Source organism: Curtobacterium sp. MCSS17_008 (genome assembly GCF_003234185.1).
Lineage (GTDB): Bacteria > Actinomycetota > Actinomycetes > Actinomycetales > Microbacteriaceae > Curtobacterium.
Genome location: NZ_QKSM01000005.1, coordinates 27,792 through 44,819, shown reverse-complemented (window position 1 = coordinate 44,819; position 17,028 = coordinate 27,792). Strand labels below are relative to the sequence as shown.

The window sequence follows — 17,028 nt, the reverse complement described above, 5'->3', positions numbered from 1 at the left end:
GTGTGTCGGGGCTTCTCCCGGATGGGTGCGCGACGATGTCGGCATGACTCCTCGCTCCCTGTTCCGGGCCGCCGCGGTGGCCGAACTCGTGACCTGGACACTGCTCATCGCCGGGATGGTGCTGAAGTACGGGCTGGACGCCGGCGAGTGGGGCGTCCGGATCGGCGGGAGCATCCACGGGTTCGTGTTCCTGGCGTACCTCGTGGTGACCACGGTCGTCGCCGTGAACCAGCGCTGGTCCGTCGGCGCACTCGTGCTCGGGTGGGCGAGCGCCGTGGTGCCCTACGCGACGGTGCCGTTCGAGGTCGTCGTCGCCCGGCGCGGCATGCTCGAGGGCCCCTGGCGCCGCACACCCGACGGACGATCGGGCCTCTGGGACCGCCTGCTCTTCTTCGTGGTGCGTCGGCCCGCGGTGTCCGTCGGCATCGGGGCCGTCGCCGTCGCCCTGGTGTTCTCCGGCCTGCTCGTGGTCGGCCCGCCGGTCCCGAAGGGCTGACCCGCGCGGTCGTTCCGGTCGCACGACCCGCCGCGCGCGGACGTTCCGGTCGCACGACCCGCCGCGCGCGGTCGTTCCGGTCGCACGACCCGCCGCTCATCTCCGGTACGGACGGCGTGTTCTGCGACCGGAAGGCGGGCACGCGGGCAGGCGGGCAGGCGGGCACGCGGGCGGCACCGAAGACGGACGGGAGGCGCGGTGCCAGCCGGCACCGCGCCTCCCGTCCGTCGTGGGGTCGCCTACAGGGCGGCGAGCGCCTCGTTCAGCGTCGCGGACGGGCGCATCACGGCGTCCGTCTTCGCCGCGTCCGGGCGGTAGTACCCGCCGATGTCGGCCGGGTGCCCCTGCACGCCGTTCAGCTCGTCGACGATCGTCGACTCGTGCTCGTCGAGCCGCGACGCCAGGCCCTGGAACGCCGCCGCGAGCTCGGCGTCCTCCGTCTGCCGGGCGAGCTCGTCGGCCCAGTACTTCGCCAGGTAGAAGTGGCTGCCGCGGTTGTCGATCGAGCCGAGCTTGCGGCCCGGGGACTTGTCCTCGTCGAGGAACGTGCCCGTGGCGCGGTCGAGCGTGTCCGCGAGGACCTTCGCCCGCGCGTTGCCCGTCACGCCCGCGAGGTGCTCGAACGACACCGCGAGCGCGAGGAACTCACCGAGGGAGTCCCAGCGCAGGTAGTTCTGCTCGACGAGCTGCTGCACGTGCTTCGGGGCCGAGCCGCCGGCACCGGTCTCGAACAGTCCACCACCACCGAGCAGCGGGACGACGGAGAGCATCTTCGCCGAGGTGCCGAGCTCCATGATCGGGAACAGGTCGGTGAGGTAGTCGCGGAGGACGTTGCCCGTGACCGAGATGGTGTCCTCGCCACGGCGGATGCGCTCGAGCGAGAAGCGCATGGCGTCGACCGGCGCCATCACCTCGATCTGCAGACCGTCGGTGTCGTGGTCGCCGAGGTACCGGTGCACGAGTCCGATCAGGTTCGCGTCGTGCGCGCGGGTCTCGTCGAGCCAGAACACGGCGGGGGCGCCGGTCGCCCGGGCGCGGCTCACGGCGAGCTTCACCCAGTCGCGGATCGCGACGTCCTTGGTCTGGCAGGCACGCCAGATGTCGCCCTGCTCGACGTCGTGCTCGATCACGGTCTCGCCCGCGCTCGTGACGACGCGCACGGTGCCGTCGCCCGGGACCTCGAACGTCTTGTCGTGCGAGCCGTACTCCTCGGCCTTGAGTGCCATGAGGCCGACGTTCGGCACCGAACCCATCGTCGACGGGTCGAACGCCCCGTTCGCGCGGCAGTCCTCGATGACGGCCTGGTAGATGCCGGCGTAGCTCGAGTCCGGGATGACCGCGAGGGTGTCGTGCTCCTCGCCGTCCGGACCCCACATGTGGCCGGAGGTGCGGATCATCGCCGGCATCGAGGCGTCGACGATCACGTCGCTCGGCACGTGCAGGTTGGTGATGCCCTTGTCGGAGTCGACCATCGCGAGGTCGGGACCGGCGTCGAGCCCGTCCGTGAACGCCTGCTTGATCTCCGCGCCGTTCGGCAGGCTGTCGAGCCCGGCGAGGACCGAGCCGAGGCCGTCGTTCGGGTTGAGCCCGGCGGCGGCGAGGTCGGCGCCGAAGCGCTCGAACACGCTCGGGAAGAACGCGCGGATGACGTGGCCGAAGATGATCGGGTCGGAGACCTTCATCATCGTCGCCTTGAGGTGCACCGAGAACAGCACGCCCTGCTGCTGGGCGGCCGCGATCTGGTCCCGCAGGAACGCCTCGAGCGCGCGGACGTGCAGCACCGTGCCGTCGACGACCTCGCCCGCGAGGACGGGGACCGACTGCTTGAGGACGGTCGTCTGACCGTCGGCCGCCACGAACTCGATCGTCAGGGTGTCGTCGGCCGGGGCGGTCCAGGACCGCTCGTTGGACCGGAAGTCGTCCTGGCCCATCGTCACGACGTTCGTCTTCGAGTCAGCGCTCCAGGCACCCATGCGGTGCGGGTGCTTCCTCGCGTAGTTCTTCACCGAGAGCGGCGCGCGGCGGTCCGAGTTGCCCTCGCGCAGCACCGGGTTGACGGCGCTGCCCTTGACGCGGTCGTAGCGCGCGCGGACGTCGCGCTCCTCGTCGGTGGTGGGCTCGTCGGGGTAGGCGGGCAGGTCGTAGCCCTGCGCCTGCAGCTCCCCGATCGCCGCCTTGAGCTGCGGGATCGACGCCGAGATGTTCGGCAGCTTGATGATGTTCGCCTCGGGGCTCCCCGCGAGCTCGCCGAGCTCGGCCAGGGCGTCGTCCAGGCGCTGCTCGTCGCTGAGCCGTTCCGGGAACTGGGCGATGATCCGGCCCGAGAGCGAGATGTCGCGGGTCTCGACGTCGACCCCCGCGGTGCGCGCGAACGCCTCGACGACCGGCAGGAACGAGTGGGTCGCGAGGAACGGTGCCTCGTCCGTGAGCGTGTAGATGATCTTGGCCATGCTGGCGGGTACTCCCTTGTTCGACCGTCGGTACGTCCACGCTACTCGCGGCGCGGGATGTCTCGACATCAAGATACCCGCTCCGTCCGACACCCGTCCCGGCGCCCGCGGTGGTCAGACGGTGATCCGGAACACCCGCACCCCGGCCGCCCGCAGGCCCGCCGTGCCGAGCCGCGTCCGCAGGCTCCGGAACGGTCGCGTGAACCCGGAGCGGGACGAGGCGACACCGATCTGGTGCAGCACCTCGGAGGTCAGGGTGCGCTCAACCCTGGGGGCGAGGCGGGTCACGCCGGAGACGGTGATGACGACGCGCACCGCGTTCGGGGCGAGCAGCGGGGCGATGAGCTCGGCGGCCTCCTGCGCCCGGTGGAAGGCGGGGTCGTCGCCGGGGCGGCGGATCGCGATCACGGCCAGGTCCGCGTCCGCGTGCTCGTGCGGATCGGGCAGGTCGTCGACCCCGACGACCCGCATCCGCGCCGCGTCGACACCCGCGCGCACGGCCGAGGCGCGGAGCACGGGCAGCAGTTCCTGCGTGCCCGCGAGCACGACCTCGGCGGTCGCGAGGTCGATGGGTTCGTGCCGTTCCCGCGGCGTTCGGGCCATGCGCAGGTCCTTCCGGTCGCTGGGTTCGGACACTACCGACCGGACGCCCGGCCGGCACGCGACCCGGGTGACGCGTCAGCGGGCTCCCAGCAGTTCGGTAACGAGAAGATCACGAAAGGGTCTGTACAAAGCGACAGACTCGTGCAGAATGGTCTGCGGCCATGACGACGACACACGACACCGACCAGCAGCAGCCGGAGACCCCGGTCGTGCACCTGTCCCGTCGCGCGGCCCTCGAGGCCGAACGCGCCGCGGCCCGGAAGCCGGCCCGTGCCACCACCGAGCACGTCGACGCACGCATCACGCGTGTCGTCCGCCGCCGCAGCGCCGCGCTGCCGGCAGCCACGGCGACCGCCGCACGTGCCGCTCGTCCGGGCCGCTCGCACCGGGCCAGCCGCATCACGCTCACCAGTGCCGCAGCCGCCCTCGCGATGTTCGCCGCGTCGGCGATGCCCGCGCACGCCAGCGCGGGCACCTCGCTCGCGACCTCCACGCTCGCACCCCAGGTCCGCACCCAGGACTACGCGGTGACCCAGGCGGTCACCGCGGCCGCACTCGACCGCGACGACTTCACGGTCGGCGGCGGGCAGCAGGTCGTCGTCGCGTCCGACGGCGAGGCGGCCGAGGGCGCCGTGTCCTACGGCGGCGAGGTCCGCTCGCCGTTCCCCGGCCCGGTGCGCATGAGCTCCGGCTTCGGGTACCGCTCCGCCCCCTGCGCCGCGTGCTCCTCGCTCCACCAGGGGTTGGACTTCAACCCGGGCATGGGCGCTCCGATCGGCGCGGTCGCCTCCGGCACCGTCCGGGTCTCGGGCACGTACTTCTCCTACGGCACGACCGTGATCATCGACCACGTGATCGAGGGCCGCCGCGTTTCCACCCTCTACGGGCACATGATCCCGGGGTCCTCGCCGCTGCAGGCCGGCGACACCGTCGAGGCCGGCCAGTTCATCGGCAGCGTCGGGTCGTCCGGGGTCTCGACGGGTGCGCACCTGCACCTCGAGGTCCTCATGGACGGCGTGACCCCGATCGATCCCGAGGCCTGGCTCGAGGCGCGCATCGGCCGCTCGCTCACCATCTGAGCGAGTCCGGGCAGCGGTCGTCGTCGAGCGCCCCGCACCCCGGACCCACAGCGCTCGCGCAGCACTGCCGCGGCGACGTCCCAGCTGACCTGTGCAGGATCACAGCATGGACGATCACCACAGACCGCCCGCCCGTCGTCGATCCGCGGCGGTGTCCCGCTGATGGACGCCGACACCTGGATCGCCTTCGGGCTCGTCATCCTCTTCGTGCTCGTCGGCGGTGTCTTCGCCGCAGCGGAGATCGCCCTCGTCTCGCTCCGTGAGTCCCAGCTGCAGCAGCTCGAACGTCGCGGGTCGCGTGGCGCCCGTGTCGCCGCGCTCGGCCGCGACCCGAACCGCTTCCTGTCCGCCGTGCAGATCGGCGTCACCGTCGCCGGCTTCTTCTCGGCCGCCTACGGTGCGTCCTCGATCGCACCGGACGTCGCGCCGCTGCTCACGGGCCTCGGGCTCGACCGGGGCGCCGCCGAGGCCGTCGCGCTCGTGCTCATGACGCTCGTCATCGCCTACCTGTCGCTCGTGTTCGGCGAGCTCGTGCCGAAGCGCCTCGCCCTGCAGCGCGCCGAGGGCTTCTCGATGGCGGTGGCACCGACGCTCGACCGCTTCGCCACCCTGATGCGCCCGGTGATCTGGGTGCTCTCGAAGACCACGGACGCCGTGGTGCGCCTGCTCGGTGGGGACCCGCACGCCCGCAGCGAGTCGATGAGCACCGAGGAGCTCCGCGGCCTGGTCGAGGAGCACGACGCCATCGACGCGCAGGGCCGCCGGATCGCCCGGAGCGCGCTCGACGCCGGGGACCGGATCCTCCGCGAGTCGATGCGGCCCTGGTACGACGTCGCCACCATCGACGCCTCGCTGTCCATCGCCGACGCGACCGACCACGCCATCGAGGAGGGCCACTCCCGCTACCTGGTCACCGAGGGGTCGCGCGACGACGTCGCCGGGTTCGTGCACCTGCGGGACCTCCTCCGCCCGACCGACCCGGCGGCCCCCGTGTCGACGCTCGTGCGCCCGGTGCTCGCGATGCCGGAGACGAAGTCGCTGTCGAGCGCCATCGCGGACATGCGCACCGACGGCCACCAGATCGCGCTCGTCGTCGACGAGTACGGCGGCAGCGCGGGCATGGTCACGCTCGAGGCGCTGCTCGAGGACCTGGTCGGACGCATCAGGGACGAGTGGGACACCGCCGAGTACGACGAGACCGCCGCGCGGTCGGGCGGCATCGACGGTGCGACGGTCCTCGAGGACCTGGCGGTCGACGGCGGTCCGCACCTGCCCGACGGGGACTACGAGACCGTCGGCGGGCTCGTGCAGGTCCACCTCGACCGGGTCCCGGAGGTCGGTGACGTCGTCGACGTGGGGGAGCACCGGCTCGAGGTGACCGAGATGGACGGCCACCGCGTCGCGCGGGTGCGGATCACCGAGCAGCCGGCGACGACGGCCGAGCCGGCGCACGCCGCCCCGCCCGTCGCCTAGCCGCGTCCCCGCCGGACGGGAGGCGCGGTGCCGGTCCGCACCCGCGCCTCCCGTCCGTCACCCGATCGCGCCGGTTCCCGGCGGTTCCCGACGGGGCCCGCCGGGCGAGACGCCCTGCTGTCCACGAGACGCCGCCGGTTCCGGCGGCGTCTCGGTCGTTCCGCGGCGTCCCGGCGCCCTGCCGGCGTCTCGTCGGCCGCCTGGGTGGCGGGTACCGCCGGTGCCTGTCGCGTGCCGGTGCCGCCACGTACGCTCGTCCCATGGGTATCGACGTGCGCAACGAGATCCGTGACTTCCTGTCCTCGCGGCGGGCACGGCTCACCCCGGACGAGGTCGGCATGCCGTCGTTCGGCGGCGGCGTCCGGCGGGTGCCCGGGCTCCGTCGGCACGAGGTCGCCATGCTCGCCGGCGTGAGCGTCGACTACTACACGCGGCTCGAGCGGGGCTCGCTCAAGGGCGTCTCGGACAGCGTGCTCGAGGGCCTCGCGGGCGCGCTGCAGCTCGACGAGGACGAGCGCGTCCACCTGTTCGACCTCGCACGTCTGGCGAACGCCGGCGTCAAGGTGATGCACCGGAACGTCCCGACGCGCGTGCGACCGGGCGTCCAGCGGCTGCTCGACGCCATCACCGGCGCTCCCGCGTGGGTGCGGAACGAGCGCGGTGACGTGGTCGCGACGAACGAGCTCGGCCGTGCGCTGTACGCGCCGATGTTCGCGGGCCCCGGCCGTCCGGTGAACACCGCACGCTTCACGTTCCTCGACCCGGCCGCCCGCGAGTTCTTCCCGGACTGGGCGAACACCGCGCGTGAGGCGGTCGCCGTCCTGCGTGCAGCCGCCGTGGCGAACCCCTGCGAGCCGGGTCTGGTGACCCTGGTGGGCGAGCTCTCGACGCGGAGCGAGGAGTTCCGCGCCTGGTGGGCCGCGCACGACGTGCGGATGCACCGCCGCGGCGGCAAGCGGATCGCGCACCCGATCGTGGGCGAGCTGCAGCTCGACTTCGAGGCGCTCGAACTCGTCGCCGACCCGGGCCTGACGATGTTCACGTACTCGGCCGAACCGGGCAGCGAGTCCGAGCGGTCGCTCGCGCTGCTCGGGACCTGGGCCGCGACGGAGCGCTCCGAGCGGCTGGCCGCCGTGCGCGCCGGCGAGGCCGAGCAGGACGACTGAGCGGCCGGGCGTCCGCGGGCGCCCGCTGGCGTCGTCAGGAGACGCTCGGTCCCCCTGATGCGTCGGGCCGAGGGGTGCACCCCCGGAGAACATGCGACGACGCTGGCAGGGCGGCTCCGTAGGGTGGGCCCGTGACGAGGACCGAGAACCCCGACGAGGCCCTGCGTCGGTACCGCCGGCCGGAGCCCGTGTTCGTGCGGGCTGTCGCGAAGGTCCTCGGCAGCGCTCGCACGGTGCTCGAACTGCGCTCCGGTCCGGTGTCCTACGTGCCGGCAGACCGCTCGACCACGACACCGTCGACCGGCGGGACGGCCGACGCGGTGCTCGTGACCTTCCCGACCCGCGCGGACGACCTCGCCGGGCTCCGTGCACGCACCACCGGACCAGTGGTCGTGCTGGCACGGGACCCGGAAGGCCTGCGGAACGGCTGGCTCGCCGAGTACGCGGCCGAGGTCGTCGAGACCGAGGCGTCCGCCCTGCCCACCCTCGACGAGATCGCCGCCGCGCTGGGCACGGCAGACGGGCCCACCCGCCTGCCCGTGCCGTTCACCTGCGTCGACGGGTTCTCCGAGGCGTACTACGCCCGACCCGAACGGCTGCTGGACCCGGGTGCCCGATCGGCGGACCCCGCGTGGAGCGGCGTCGACGACCTCACCGCACGGCGGTCCGTCGCCGCGCTCCGTGCGGCGCTCGAGTCCGGCGAGTGGGACGCCCGGCACGGGGCGCTGCGCCGCCGACCGACCCTCGACGGCTCGGTCGTACTGCTGCGGACCCCGGCGGAACAGGATCCGACACGCCCGGCTTGACACCTCGTCGTAGGCTGGAGCCGTGAGTCAGCAGGAGGTGGTCGGCGCGCTGAGCGCCGGCATCAGGGCGTGACGCCCCCGGCTGTGCCGTCCGGCACGGCCGCGTTCGTCGAACCCTGACCACACCTCCGCCCGTGCGGCGCGTCCCCGCGCCCGGGCCCTGTCGAGAGCGACCACACCATGCTGCCCATCAGCGAGAACACCATCCGATCCTCGTTCGTCAACGCCTCCCGCAAGGAGGTCTCGGACCTCACCCTGCCCACCGACCTCGAGACCCTCGACTGGGAGTCGCGGGACTTCCTCGGGTGGCGCGACCCGAGGACCGCCCGGCGGGCGTACGTCGTCGTGCCCACGCTCGAGGGCGACCTCGTCGGCATCCTCTTCCGGCAGGCCGAGGCCGCACCCCGCGCACGGGCGCAGTGCTCGTGGTGCCAGGACGTCACGCTGCCGAACGACGTCGTGTTCTCCGCCGCCAAGCGCTCGGGGAAGGCCGGTCGGAACGGCAACACCGTCGGCACGCTCGTGTGCCAGGACTTCCAGTGCTCGCGGAACGTCCGGCGACCGGTGCCGCCGGCGTACGAGGGCTACGACGTCGAGGCGGCGCGGGTGCGGCGGATCGAGGACCTGCAGCTGCGCGTGGTGTCCTTCGCCGCCGGGCTCTGAGCCTGCCCGTCCCGCCCTGCCCTGCCCTGACCGGTCCGGTCCGGTCCGGTCCGCAGGACGCAACCATGGCGGTTCCTCGCAGCGATGTACCGCTGCGAGGAACCGCCGACGTTGCGTTTCGCGGAAGGAGCCAGCGGGTCGCGCCGCGGAAACGCCGATGTAACGAGCGGTCCCTAGGGTGAGGCGCGTGGACCTCCGCGACTTCGACACCGCGCCCGCCGCCGACGCCCGCCGGACCGCCCTGCACTGGGCTGCCGTGCCGGCGTGGGCCGACGCCCTCGTGGCCGCCCGACCCCACCGCACGGTCGCGGCGCTGATCGCGGCGGCGACCGAGGCCGCGGCCGGGTGGACCGCCGAGGACCTCGACGCCGCCCTCGCCGAGCACCCCCGCATCGGCGAGCGCACGACCGAGCCGAGCTCGGCCCGCGAGCAGGGGGCGATGGCCGCCGCACGAGACGAGGTCGCAGCGGCCGTCGCGCGCGGGAACGCCGCGTACGAGGAACGGTTCGGCCGGGTGTTCCTCGTGCGTGCGGCCGGGCGGACCCCCGACGAGCTGCTGGCCGAGCTCGAGCGGCGACTGGCCGGCGACCCGGACACGGAGGTCGCCGAGGCCACCGCCGCGCTCGCCGACATCGCCGTGCACCGCATCCGGGCGACCTTCGGCGTCCCGCACCTCACCACGCACGTGCTCGACGCCCGCACCGGGACCCCGGCGTCCGGCGTCGCACTGACCCTGCGGACACCCGCCGGCGAGGTCCTGGCGACGGGGGAGACCGACGCGGACGGTCGCGCCGGCCTCGGTCCGGACGTGCTGCCGCGGGGTGATCTCGAGCTCCGGTTCGACACCGGGGCCCACCACCGCGCTGCGGGCACGCCGACCTTCCACCCGTACGTCGTCGTGGCGTTCACGGTGGCCGGGACCGAGCACCTGCACGTACCGCTGCTGCTCAGCCCCTTCGCCTACAGCACCTACCGCGGCAGCTGACCGGCGTCCGCTCCGTCCGGCACGGTCGCGACCGGCGCCGTCGACCGCACGGCGTCGTACGAGCCGACCACGGGGTCGTCGCCGTACCGCTCCCGCACCCCGCGCGACCCGAGCAGCAGGTTGAGCAGGATCGCCGCGACCGCCCCGGACGAGATCCCCGAGTCGAACACCAGCGTGAACCACGTCGGGAACGCCCCGTAGATCTCCGGCGCCACGGTGGGCAGCAGGGCGATCGCGAGCGGGATGGCCACGACGAGCACGTTCCGGTTGTCGAACCGCACCGTCGACAGCGTCCGGACGCCGCTCGCCGCGACCATGCCGAACAGGGCGACCCCGGCGCCGCCGAGCACCGCGTGCGGCACCGCCTCGACGACCGCGGCGACCTTGGGCACCAGGCCGAGCACGACGAGGATCGCCCCCGCGGCGGTCGCCACGTACCGGGAGCGCACGCCGGTGAGTGCCACGAGACCGACGTTCTGCGCGAACGCCGTGTACGGGAACGTGTTGAACACCCCGCCGACGACGGTGCCGAGCCCGTCGGCCCGCAGACCGTCCGCGAGCGTCCGCTTCGACACCGGTCGGCCCACGACCTCGCCCACGGCCACCATGTCGCCCGTGGTCTCGGTCATGATGACGAGCCCGACGACGAGCATCGACACGATCGACGCGAGGTCGAACGTCGGCAGCCCGAAGTGGAACGGCGTGACGACCGCGAACCAGGCGGCGTCGCCGATGCCCGACCCGTCGACCATGCCGGGGACGAACAGCGCCGCCACGGTGCCGAGCACGAGCCCGAGGAGCACCGACACCCGCGCCAGACCGCGCGGTGCGAAGCGTTCGACCAGCACGATCGCCAGGAGCACGCCGGCCGCGAAGGCAACGTCGACCGGGTCCGCCGCGCCGTCCTCCCCGCCGTCGGTGATCCACCCGGCCGCGACGCTCGTGAGCGAGACGCCGATGATGAGGATCACGGTGCCGGTGACGATCGGCGGGAAGAGCCGGACGAGCTGCGAGAACCACGGTGCGACGAGGACCATGAAGACCCCGCAGGCGATGGTCGCGCCGTAGACCGCGGTGATGCCGTGTGCCGATCCGATCGCGATCATCGGGCCGACGGCGGCGAAGGTGACGCCCTGCACGAGCGGCAGCCGGACCCCGAACCGCCAGAAGCCGACGGACTGCACGATCGTGGCCAGGCCGGCGACGAACAGGTCGGCACTGATGAGGAACGCCAGGTCGGCCCGGTTGAACCCGAGCGCGCCGCCGACGATGAGCGGCACGGCGACGGCACCCGCGTACATGGCCAGGACGTGCTGCAGACCGAGCGGCAACAGCCTGGCGAGCGGCGGGACGGCATCGACCCCGTCGGGTCGTCCCTCGGTGGTCCGTCGTGTCCCCGTCGTGCTCATGCCTGCCCCTTGCGTCGCCGGTTCCGTGTCACGACGACGCTATGCAGCCCCTGTTTCCGCCCCGTGACGAGCACGGGTCGCGCGGGTCACGCGAGGTCCTGGCGGAACGTGCGTTCCCGCGGGTGCGTGGCCGCGGAACGGACGGGAGGCCCGTGGCGGGGTCGCCACGAGCCTCCAGGACGCCTCCTGGTCGCGTCAGCGACCGATGGACGACATGTCGGGGTAGCGGTCGCCCGTGGGCACCGGGAGCGCCGACAGGCGTGCGAGCTGCTCGGGGGAGAGCGTCACGTCGGCCGCGCCGACGTTCTCCTCGAGCCGGGTGACCCGCTTCGTGCCGGGGATCGGCACGATGTCGTCGCCCTGCGCCAGCAGCCACGCGAGCGCCACCTGCGCCGGGGTCGCGCCGACCTCGTCGGCGACCGCCCTGACCTCGTCGACGATCCGCATGTTCTCGGCGAAGGCCTTGTCGGCGAAGCGCGGGTTCTGCCGGCGGAAGTCGTCGTCGTCCAGGTCGGACGGCTTCGTGATGGCGCCGGTCAGGAACCCGCGGCCGAGCGGCGAGTACGGCACGAGTCCGATGCCGAGCTCGCGGAGGGTGTCGAGCACCTCGCCCTCCGGGTCCCGCGTCCAGAGCGAGTACTCGCTCTGCAGCGCGGTGACCGGGTGCACGGCGTGCGCCTTCCGGATCGTGGCGGCCGAGGCCTCGGAGAGCCCGATGTGGCGGATCTTGCCCTCCTGCACGAAGCCCGCGAGCTGGCCGATGACGTCCTCGATCGGGACCGCCGGGTCGACGCGGTGCTGGTAGTACAGGTCGATGTGGTCGGTGCCGAGCCGACGGAGCGAGCCCTCGAGCGCCTCGCGCACGGACTCGGGCGCGCTGGAGATGTTCCGTTGCGTGCTGGGCTCGGACTCGCCGGGCTGGTGGGTGATCAGGCCGAACTTCGTGGCGACGACGACCTGGTCGCGTCGGTCGCCGAGCGCCCGGCGGAGGAGTTCCTCGTTCGTGTAGGGGCCGTAGGCCTCGGCGGTGTCGAACAGGGTGACGCCGAGGTCGATCGCGCGGTGGACGGTGCGGATCGACTCGTCGTCGTCGGAGCCGGCGCCCGTGTAGAAGGCGCTCATGCCCATGGTGCCGAGGCCGACGGGGCCGACCTCGAGGTCTGCGAGCGTGCGTGTCTGCATGGTGCAGGTCTACTCCCGGAGCACGCTCGCCAGGGAGGTACCACCACGGCCACGCTCACCGAGGGGCTCGGGGAGTCCGCCCACCCGGGCACGAGCTGAGCCGGCGGCGCCGTCCCGGGCTGACCGGCGCCGGGCTGACCCGGTTGGAGGGTCGACTGCACGCTGTTGCACTCCGCACCGGGCGAGCCGTGCGGTTCCTCCAACACAGTCGACTGCACGGCCCGGTCGCTGGTGTGATCGGCTCGTGAACCTGTACCTGCGGCTGCTCCTGCTCACCCTGCGTGTCCGACTGGCCGCCGCGCGGCCCGGGCGTCGGCCGTCGCTGTGGGACGAGGCCCGCACGCCGTTCCGCGTCGCGCCGACCGACCTCGACCCGCTGCGGCACGTGAACAACGGCAAGTACCTGTCGATGCTCGACCTCGGCCGGTACGACCTGCTCGCCCGGTCCGGGTTCTGGCAGGAGGCCTCGCGCCGGGGCTGGTACGCCGTCGTCGCGGCGCAGACGATCACGTACAAGCGCTCGCTGACGCTCGGACAGCGGTTCGCCCTGCTGACGAAGGTGCTCGGCGTCGACGAGCGTGCGGTGTACATCGAGCAGACGTTCGTCCGCGACGGCGCCGTCGTGGCCCGAGCCGTGGTGCAGGCCCGGTTCCTGCGGCGCGAGGGCGGTCCGGTGACCCCCGACGAGCTCGTGGCGGCGGCTGGTGGGGCCCCGCGCGACCTGACACTGCCGACCTGGGTGCACGAGTGGGCCGACGCGGTGCGGATCAGCAGCGGAGACACCCCGTACCCGCGGCCCGATGGGGACCCCCGCCGCGCGTGAGGGGGACACCGACTCAGGAACGGGTCACGCCCCGGGCGTAGACCGGGCGCATGACCACTGGTACCGACACCACGAACCGTCCTGCCGCCGCCTCGGGCACGTTCCGCATCGGAGGCGACCTCGAGGTCCACCGTCTGGGCTACGGCACCATGCAGCTCACCGGCCCGGGCGTCTGGGGTCCGCCGAAGGACCACGACGAGGCGATCCGCGTGCTCAAGCGCGCCGTCGAGCTCGGCGTCGACTTCTTCGACACCGCCGACTCGTACGGCCCGTACGTCGCCGAGGACCTGCTCCGCGAGGCACTGCACCCGTACGGCGACGACATCGTCATCGCGACCAAGGCCGGCCTCACCCGCACCGGCCCGAACGAGTGGCCGCCGGTGGGCCGTCCGGAGTACCTCCGCCAGGAGGCCGAGATGAGCCTCCGCCGCCTCGGCCTCGAGCGCATCGACCTGTTCCAGCTCCACCGCATCGACCCGAAGGTCCCGCTCGAGGACCAGGTCGGCGAGCTGAAGAAGCTGCAGGACGAGGGCAAGATCCGCCACATCGGGCTCTCCGAGGTCTCGGTCGACGAGGTGAAGGCCGCCCAGGAGGTCGCGACGATCGTCTCCGTCCAGAACCTCTACAACCTGCAGAAGCGCGACGCCGAGGAACTCCTCGACTGGTCCGAGCAGCAGGGCATCGGGTTCATCCCGTGGTTCCCGCTCGCGACGGGCGGCCTGACCGGCGAGGACTCCCCGCTCACCGAGATCGCCCAGCGCAAGGGCGCCAGCCCGGCGCAGCTCGCGCTCGCCTGGCTGCTGCGGCGCTCGCCCGTCATGCTGCCGATCCCCGGCACGTCGAGCGTCGACCACCTGGAGGACAACCTGCAGGGCGCGACGGTCGAGCTCACCGACGAGGAGTTCGAGGAGCTGTCGAAGCTCGGGAGCTGAGGTCGCTCCCGCGACCCGGTGCGGACGGGAGGCGCGGTGCCAGCGGGCACGCGCCTCCCGTCCGCACGTTCCCCAGGTCTGGGGGCTGGCCCCGGAGACCGATCGCGAGCCACGCTGTCCCCGTGTCCCGTACCACCCGCCTCGCCCTCGTCACGAGCCTCGTCTCCGCAGCCTGCCTCGTCGGCGCCGGCGTGTTCGTCGTCTCCTCCACGCACACCGCGAGCGCCGGGGACCGCCCCGTCGCCGTGTTCGGCGACACCCGCGTCGAGCGGGGCACGACCAACGTCGCCCGTCCGAGCACGCCGAACGTCGTCTCGGGTGCGCTCGACACCCCGGCGCTGACGGACGCGGTCCCGTTCGCCTACGCGGGCGACTCCATCACGGCACGACCGGACTCCTGGCTCCACCAGCTCGCGACGGACGACCGGCTGCGCGCCGTCGGCGGCTACGCCCACAGCGGCTACCGCGCCGACCAGGTCCTCGCCGAGATCGGCCCGGTGCCGCAGGCACGCGTGCTCGTGGTCGAGGTCGGGACGAACGACGTCAACCAGGCCGTCGCGACCGAGCGGACCATCGCCGACGTCGACGCGATCGTCCGCAGGGTGGGCGCAGAGCGGGTGCTCGTCGTCGCCGGCCCGCCGTCCGACCGGACGTGGAGCCGGTGGGGAGCCGACCGCCGCTCCGGCCAGCTCGTGCTCACCGACGCGCTGCACGCCGTCGCCGACGAGCACGGCTGGGCCTTCGTCGACCCCTTCCGGTCGATCCGCGCCGCCGACGGTGCGTACGTCCCGGGCACCTCGCGTGACGGCATCCACCCGACGGCGGAGGCGAACGGTGCCGTTGCCACGGCGATGGCCGATGCGATCGAGCGCACCGCGCGCTGACGCGTCCCCGGACGGACGGGCGGGCCTCGCCCGTCCGTCGCCCGTCACTCGGGCAGCGGCTCGGCGTACGTCCGGAAGTCCCCGCGCTCGGTGTGGATCGTCCAGAGGCGCTCGGCGATCGCCGCCGACGAGTGGTCGTCCTGCCCGTCGTCGATGCCGAACGGGATGATGAGCTGGGCGACGTGCACCTGCTCCGCGGCGACGGCGTCGTGCAGGAGCTGCGCGTAGGCGCTCTCACCCGCGAACGCGACCGAGGTGCCGGTCACCCGGGCGCCGGGGCGCACGGCGCTGCCACCGTTGACGAAGAGGATCGTGCCCGTCCCGATCGCCCGCATGCCGGGCAGCACCTGTCGCACGGCGTTCACCGAGCCGTAGACCGAGAACTCGATCGGGCCGACGAGGTCCTCTGCGGTGGTCTCGAGCACCGGGCGCATGTACTCCTTCGCCGGCAGCGGGCTGTACTGCAGCACCTCGATCGGGCCGAGCTGCTCGGTCGCGGCCTCGAGCGCGCTGCGCAGGGAGTCGCCGTCGCGGACGTTCGCGGCGAAGCCCTGGGCGCGGTACCCGGATGCCCGGAGTCCTGCGGCGAGGGAGTCGAGCCGGTCCTGGTTGCGGGAGATCAGCGCGATGTCGAAGCCCTCGCGGCCGAAGCGGTCCGCGACGGCGAGCCCGAGGCCCTTGCCGGCGCCGACGATGGCGATGGTGGTCATGGTGGTCCTTTCCGACCGGGACGGTGTGCCGCCGACGGTAGGCCGCTGTGCGCGGCGGTGAGGGGCACCGGCGGGGACCCCCAGGGGTTTCCCGACCGGAACGTGTGGACTCACGGCACGAACCGGGAGGAACACCGTGGACACCACCCGCAGCACCCGCCGCAGCCGCCGCACCTGGTCCGCCGTCGGACTGGCCGCCGCGGCTGCCCTCGCCGTGACCGCCTGCTCCGACGACGGACCGGGCGCGGACCCCTCCGGCTCCGCCGAGCAGCGCAGCACCGCCAGCCCGCCCGCCGACCTCGCCGCCGGGCAGGTCGCTCCGGACGGTGCCACGACCGACGTCGTCACCGGGCTCGAGGCCCCGTGGTCGGTCGTCCCGATCGGGGACGACGGCGACGCCTTCGTCAGCGAACGGGACTCCGCCCGCGTCCTCGAACTCCGCACGGACGGCTCCGTGCGCGAGGTCGGCGTCGTCGACGGAGTGCGGCACGGCGGTGAGGGCGGGTTGCTCGGCCTCGCGCTGCACGACGACGACCTGTTCGTGTACTCGACGGCCGACGACGGCAACCGGATCGAGCGGTACGACCTGACGGGGGAGACCGGCTCGTACGGGCTCGGGGAGTCCACCACGGTCATCGACGGCCTGCCGGCGAACACCTTCCACGACGGCGGTCGGATCGCGTTCGGTCCCGACGGCATGCTCTACGCGAGCGTCGGCGACGCGGGCGAGCGCTCCGAGGCGCAGGACCGTGACTCGCTCGCGGGCAAGATCCTCCGGCTCACCCCGGACGGCGACGTGCCGGACGACAACCCGTTCGACGGCTCCCCGGTCTGGTCGCTCGGACACCGGAACGTGCAGGGCTTGGGCTGGGCCGCGGACGGCACGATGTTCGCCGCCGAGTTCGGTGAGGACCGGTGGGACGAGCTCAACGTCGTCGAACCCGGCGAGGACTACGGCTGGCCCGAGGTCGAGGGCACCGGCGGCGAGGACCGCGGGTTCGTCGATCCCGTGCAGCAGTGGACCACCGACGAGGCGTCACCGAGCGGGCTCACCGTGATCGGGGACACCGTCTTCGTCGCCAACCTCAAGGGGGAGTCCGTCCGCGGCGTACCGGTGTCGGACCCCTCCACGTCGACGGTGTACCTCGCCGGGGACCTCGGGCGGATCCGTGCCGTGCTGCCCGGCCCCGACGACACGCTGTGGTTCGTGACGAACAACACCGACGGGCGCGGCGACCCCCGGGACGGCGACGACCGGATCGTGTCGGTGCCACTGACGACGAGCCACTGACGACGAGCCGCTGACGACACAGCGCTGACGACGTACCGCGGACAGGGGTTCCGCCAGCACCTCGTCGCCGCCACGG

16 protein-coding genes are annotated in these 17,028 nt (G+C 73.1%); 11 read left to right on the top strand and 5 right to left on the bottom strand.

Annotated features, from left to right (window positions below; all coding sequences use genetic code 11):
* Nucleotides 1–43: 43 nt before the first annotated feature.
* On the top strand, nt 44–496 hold the full coding sequence (locus tag DEJ23_RS07220) for a DUF3817 domain-containing protein (protein WP_111239611.1): 453 nt from the start codon (nt 44–46) through the stop codon (nt 494–496).
* A gap of 239 nt (nt 497–735) precedes the next feature.
* Here the strand turns inward: DEJ23_RS07220 and DEJ23_RS07215 are convergent, their stop codons facing one another.
* The gene (locus tag DEJ23_RS07215) at nt 736–2,946 is read right to left on the bottom strand and encodes an NADP-dependent isocitrate dehydrogenase (RefSeq protein ID WP_111239610.1); all 2,211 of its coding nucleotides are present in this window, start codon (nt 2,944–2,946) and stop codon (nt 736–738) included.
* A gap of 114 nt (nt 2,947–3,060) precedes the next feature.
* Entirely contained in the window at nt 3,061–3,549 is a 489-nt protein-coding gene (locus DEJ23_RS07210; protein WP_111239609.1) for a hypothetical protein, read from the bottom strand.
* 161 nt (nt 3,550–3,710) lie between these two features.
* Here DEJ23_RS07210 and DEJ23_RS16005 point away from each other — a divergent pair, with 161 nt between their 5' ends.
* The 6 genes from DEJ23_RS16005 (at nt 3,711) to uraD (ending at nt 9,721) form a co-directional block, all read left to right on the top strand.
* On the top strand, nt 3,711–4,628 hold the full coding sequence (locus DEJ23_RS16005) for a M23 family metallopeptidase (RefSeq protein WP_111239608.1): 918 nt from the start codon (nt 3,711–3,713) through the stop codon (nt 4,626–4,628).
* Nucleotides 4,629–4,790: 162 nt separating this feature from the next.
* Complete coding sequence (locus DEJ23_RS07200; protein ID WP_111239607.1) at nt 4,791–6,101, top strand: hemolysin family protein; 1,311 nt, start codon at nt 4,791–4,793, stop codon at nt 6,099–6,101.
* A gap of 260 nt (nt 6,102–6,361) precedes the next feature.
* Nucleotides 6,362–7,267, top strand: a complete 906-nt coding sequence (locus DEJ23_RS07195) for a helix-turn-helix transcriptional regulator (RefSeq protein WP_111239606.1) — start codon at nt 6,362–6,364, stop codon at nt 7,265–7,267.
* Between the two features lie 131 nt (nt 7,268–7,398).
* A complete protein-coding gene (locus DEJ23_RS07190; protein WP_111239605.1) occupies nt 7,399–8,073 on the top strand; it encodes an SAM-dependent methyltransferase in 675 nt (224 codons plus the stop codon).
* Between the two features lie 180 nt (nt 8,074–8,253).
* Nucleotides 8,254–8,736 (top strand): FBP domain-containing protein, encoded by a 483-nt coding sequence (locus tag DEJ23_RS07185; protein ID WP_111239604.1) that lies wholly within the window; start codon nt 8,254–8,256, stop codon nt 8,734–8,736.
* A gap of 187 nt (nt 8,737–8,923) precedes the next feature.
* Nucleotides 8,924–9,721, top strand: coding sequence for a 2-oxo-4-hydroxy-4-carboxy-5-ureidoimidazoline decarboxylase (uraD, locus tag DEJ23_RS16000; RefSeq protein WP_309147077.1), 798 nt, complete (start codon nt 8,924–8,926; stop codon nt 9,719–9,721).
* Here the strand turns inward: uraD and DEJ23_RS07175 are convergent.
* Nucleotides 9,706–11,130, bottom strand: coding sequence for a nucleobase:cation symporter-2 family protein (locus tag DEJ23_RS07175; protein WP_258375324.1), 1,425 nt, complete (start codon nt 11,128–11,130; stop codon nt 9,706–9,708). The genes uraD and DEJ23_RS07175 overlap by 16 nt on opposite strands.
* A gap of 195 nt (nt 11,131–11,325) precedes the next feature.
* Nucleotides 11,326–12,312: an aldo/keto reductase gene (locus tag DEJ23_RS07170; RefSeq protein ID WP_111239603.1), complete on the bottom strand. Its 987-nt coding sequence runs from the start codon at nt 12,310–12,312 to the stop codon at nt 11,326–11,328.
* A 244-nt stretch (nt 12,313–12,556) separates the two neighbouring features.
* On the opposite strand from DEJ23_RS07170, the gene DEJ23_RS07165 reads away from it, so the two are divergent.
* The 3 genes from DEJ23_RS07165 (at nt 12,557) to DEJ23_RS07155 (ending at nt 14,951) form a co-directional block, all read left to right on the top strand.
* Nucleotides 12,557–13,135 (top strand): acyl-CoA thioesterase, encoded by a 579-nt coding sequence (locus tag DEJ23_RS07165; RefSeq protein ID WP_111239602.1) that lies wholly within the window; start codon nt 12,557–12,559, stop codon nt 13,133–13,135.
* A gap of 50 nt (nt 13,136–13,185) precedes the next feature.
* On the top strand, nt 13,186–14,067 hold the full coding sequence (locus DEJ23_RS07160; RefSeq protein WP_111239601.1) for an aldo/keto reductase: 882 nt from the start codon (nt 13,186–13,188) through the stop codon (nt 14,065–14,067).
* 122 nt (nt 14,068–14,189) lie between these two features.
* Nucleotides 14,190–14,951, top strand: a complete 762-nt coding sequence (locus DEJ23_RS07155; RefSeq protein ID WP_146240218.1) for an SGNH/GDSL hydrolase family protein — start codon at nt 14,190–14,192, stop codon at nt 14,949–14,951.
* A gap of 44 nt (nt 14,952–14,995) precedes the next feature.
* On the opposite strand, the gene DEJ23_RS07150 is transcribed toward DEJ23_RS07155, so the two are convergent.
* The gene (locus tag DEJ23_RS07150) at nt 14,996–15,661 is read right to left on the bottom strand and encodes an SDR family NAD(P)-dependent oxidoreductase (RefSeq protein ID WP_111239599.1); all 666 of its coding nucleotides are present in this window, start codon (nt 15,659–15,661) and stop codon (nt 14,996–14,998) included.
* A 136-nt stretch (nt 15,662–15,797) separates the two neighbouring features.
* On the opposite strand from DEJ23_RS07150, the gene DEJ23_RS07145 reads away from it, so the two are divergent.
* Nucleotides 15,798–16,952, top strand: a complete 1,155-nt coding sequence (locus DEJ23_RS07145; protein ID WP_111239598.1) for a sorbosone dehydrogenase family protein — start codon at nt 15,798–15,800, stop codon at nt 16,950–16,952.
* The last annotated feature ends 76 nt before the right edge of the window (nt 16,953–17,028 follow it).

Coding starts and splice junctions, on each gene's coding strand:
- DEJ23_RS07220 (WP_111239611.1), top strand. CDS start 44: ATGACTCCTCGCTCCCTGTTCCGGGCCGCCGCGGTGGCCGAACTCGTG.
- DEJ23_RS07215 (WP_111239610.1), bottom strand. CDS start 2,946: ATGGCCAAGATCATCTACACGCTCACGGACGAGGCACCGTTCCTCGCG.
- DEJ23_RS07210 (WP_111239609.1), bottom strand. CDS start 3,549: ATGGCCCGAACGCCGCGGGAACGGCACGAACCCATCGACCTCGCGACC.
- DEJ23_RS07150 (WP_111239599.1), bottom strand. CDS start 15,661: ATGACCACCATCGCCATCGTCGGCGCCGGCAAGGGCCTCGGGCTCGCC.
- DEJ23_RS07200 (WP_111239607.1), top strand. CDS start 4,791: ATGGACGCCGACACCTGGATCGCCTTCGGGCTCGTCATCCTCTTCGTG.
- DEJ23_RS07195 (WP_111239606.1), top strand. CDS start 6,362: ATGGGTATCGACGTGCGCAACGAGATCCGTGACTTCCTGTCCTCGCGG.
- DEJ23_RS16005 (WP_111239608.1), top strand. CDS start 3,711: ATGACGACGACACACGACACCGACCAGCAGCAGCCGGAGACCCCGGTC.
- DEJ23_RS07160 (WP_111239601.1), top strand. CDS start 13,186: ATGACCACTGGTACCGACACCACGAACCGTCCTGCCGCCGCCTCGGGC.
- DEJ23_RS07175 (WP_258375324.1), bottom strand. CDS start 11,130: ATGAGCACGACGGGGACACGACGGACCACCGAGGGACGACCCGACGGG.
- DEJ23_RS07185 (WP_111239604.1), top strand. CDS start 8,254: ATGCTGCCCATCAGCGAGAACACCATCCGATCCTCGTTCGTCAACGCC.
- DEJ23_RS07170 (WP_111239603.1), bottom strand. CDS start 12,312: ATGCAGACACGCACGCTCGCAGACCTCGAGGTCGGCCCCGTCGGCCTC.